Here is a 2,771-nt window from a genome sequence, read left to right on the forward strand (position 1 = left end):
ATCAATGCTGTTGTAACCTATGACCCCCACCACCTCCCCCTGATACTCGATGGCGGTGGTGAGCCCCTCGCCGCGGGCGAACTTCTCGATGGCACTGCGAATGAAGAGGGCGCTGTCGACAGGGCGCTGGATCAGTGGCGGCCAGGGCAGCCACTGGGAGAGGTACTCCCGGTTGTCATTGCAGAGGGCAAACAGTTCGCTCGCCATATCGGGCTGCAAAAAGAGCAGCGCAAGCTCGTCGTCCAATTGCCATGAAAACATGGGATTCTCCTTTCAAATCAGTGATCAAATAGCGAACCAGCACCCAATGTAGCCAATCGCCACTGGCCGCGCCAGCCACTTTTACGGCCCTCATCCGGCAGGCTTCGCAGAGGGTGACTGCGCACGTAGTCTCCTCCCTCAAAAGAGGAGGGTGGGTGTCTGAAACCGGATAATGCTCTCCACATGGCGCCGACGAATGCCCACAAACGGCACTTTGGCAGATCCTGCTACCCCTTTGTGCTGCGCTGTCACTTTTGACAGGGGGCACTTTCCCCCACCGGCACTAGCTTCAAAACGCCCGACCTTCGGTCGGTTTATCAACCTCATCGATTTAAGGAAAGAAGAGATGAATAAAATTTATCTGGCCGTTGCGCTGGCCTGCTGGGGAAGCGCCGCACTGGCGGCGCAAGAGGTAGAGATCAACGTAACGGCAAACGGCATCCGGACCATGACAGGCCTCAGTGCCGCGAGTGGTACCTTGCAGCTGGAAGATGGCGAGTTTCGTCAGGTGCGGGTGGTCAAGCTGCCCAACGGCCAGCAGCGGATCCGCTACGAGCAGGTCTGGAACGGCATCCCGGTAATGGGTCAGGTGGTGGTGGCTGACAAGAGCCTGAACGGCCAGCTGCAACAGGCCAGCGGGCGCATGCTGCGCCAGATCGATCAGGATGTGGCAAGCCCGGCCACCACCCTCTCGCCACAGGATGCCGCCAGCAAGGCCAAGGCGGGCAGCAAGGGGAGCAACGAGCAGGTCAAACTCTACGTGATGCAGGATGAGAACGGGCTAGCCCGGCTGGTTTATCAGGTCTCCTTCATCGCCGAAGGTGACAAGCCAAGCCGCCCCTTCGTCATACTTGATGCCCAGAGCGGTGAGGAGCTCAAACGCTGGGAGGGGATCAACCACAAGGACGCCACCGGCCCGGGGGGCAACATCAAGACCGGCAAATACGTCTACGGCACCGACTTTGGTCCGCTCATCGTCGATGACAACTGCCGGATGATCAGCCCCAACGTCGATACCATCAACCTCAACCACGCCACCTCAGGCGGTGCCATCCACCAGTTCACCTGCCCGGAGAACCGGGTCAAGGAGATCAACGGCGCCTACTCGCCCCTCAACGACGCCCACTACTTCGGCAACGTGGTGTTCGACATGTACCGCAACTGGTACAACACGGCGCCCCTCACCTTCAAACTGAAGATGCGGGTTCACTACAGCAAGAATTACGAGAACGCCTTCTGGGATGGCAGCCAGATGACCTTCGGTGACGGCGCCACCACCTTCCACCCGCTGGTGAGCCTCGATGTGGCGGCCCACGAGGTGAGCCACGGCTTTACCGAGCAGAACTCCGGGCTGATCTATTCAGGACAATCCGGCGGTATCAACGAGGCCTTCTCCGATATGGCGGGGGAAGCGGCCGAGTTCTACATGAAAGGGAGCAACGACTGGCTGGTTGGCGCCCAGATCTTCAAGGGCAACGGCTCACTGCGCTACTTCGAGGATCCGACCCGGGATGGCAGATCCATCGGCCATGCGGCGGATTATCGGGAGGGGATGGATGTTCACCACAGCTCCGGGGTCTATAACCGCGCCTTCTACCTGCTCGCCACCAGCAGCGGCTGGAACACCCGCAAGGCATTTGAAGTGTTCTTGCTGGCCAACCGCCTCTACTGGGGCGCCAACACCAACTACCAGCAAGGGGCCTGCGGCGTCAGCCGGGCGACCGCCGACCTGGGTTACAGTCAGGCGGATGTAGCACGCGCCTTCCAGACCGTCGGGGTCGATGCCAGCTGCGGCAGCACGCCGCCACCAAGCGACAACGTACTGCAAAACGGCGTGCCGGTGAGCAACCTCGCCGCCAGCAAGGGTGGCAAGCTCAACTACACCCTGAATGTACCGGCGGGCACCAGGTCGCTGCAGATCAGCAGCAGTGGCGGCACCGGAGATGCCGACCTCTACGTCCGCTTTGGCAGCGCCCCCACCAGCAGCAATTACGACTGCCGCCCCTACAAGGGGGGCAATAACGAAAGCTGCTCGTTCACCAATCCCAAGGCGGGCACCTGGCATGTGCAGCTGTCAGGGTTTTCCGCGTTCAGTGGCGTGACCCTCAAGGCCAGCTACTGATCCACCCGATGCGGGCCTTGTCCCGCATCGCTCTACTCATTGCGCCACCGTTTCGCCAGCGTGCGGGCGGTGGCCAACACGGTTTCCCGAGCCGGGTTGGGTCGCTTGCCACCTCGCCACGCCATCATCACATCCCAATGCTCTTGCGGCAGATTGCGCACATCGAGCCTGACCAGCCGCCCCACCTCCAGATCCCGCTTGATGGCCAGCTCCGGCATCAGAGTGATAAACCCGTGTTCCAGCGCCAGATCCCGCGCCGCACTGGCGGGCTGCACCGCATGCAGGGGGCTGGCGGCCCGCCGCAGCCGCCGCAACTGCTGGATAAAGACGTCACACCCCGGCCCCCATACCTGAGGTGCCAGCCGCTGGTCGGCGATATCCTCCAGGG

General features: G+C 61.6%; 3 protein-coding genes. 1 reads left to right on the forward strand and 2 read right to left on the reverse strand.

The annotated features are described in order from the left end of the window. A partial coding sequence (locus DBR30_RS22635) for a GNAT family N-acetyltransferase (protein ID WP_375135862.1) occupies positions 1–261 on the reverse strand: 261 nt, incomplete at its 3' end. Between the two features lie 346 nt (positions 262–607). Between DBR30_RS22635 and DBR30_RS19440 the strand changes: the two genes are divergently transcribed. Then, the gene (locus DBR30_RS19440; RefSeq protein ID WP_108541515.1) at positions 608–2,383 is read left to right on the forward strand and encodes a M4 family metallopeptidase; all 1,776 of its coding nucleotides are present in this window, start codon (positions 608–610) and stop codon (positions 2,381–2,383) included. Positions 2,384–2,415: 32 nt separating this feature from the next. On the opposite strand, the gene DBR30_RS22640 is transcribed toward DBR30_RS19440, so the two are convergent. Next, the coding region (locus tag DBR30_RS22640) for a substrate-binding domain-containing protein (RefSeq protein ID WP_258224515.1) at positions 2,416–2,771 on the reverse strand (356 nt) is incomplete at its 5' end.

The sequence above is a fragment of the Aeromonas sp. HMWF017 genome (assembly GCF_003061465.1).
In the GTDB taxonomy this organism is placed as follows: Bacteria; Pseudomonadota; Gammaproteobacteria; order Enterobacterales; family Aeromonadaceae; genus Aeromonas; species Aeromonas veronii.

Coding starts and splice junctions, on each gene's coding strand:
- DBR30_RS19440 (WP_108541515.1), top strand. CDS start 608: ATGAATAAAATTTATCTGGCCGTTGCGCTGGCCTGCTGGGGAAGCGCC.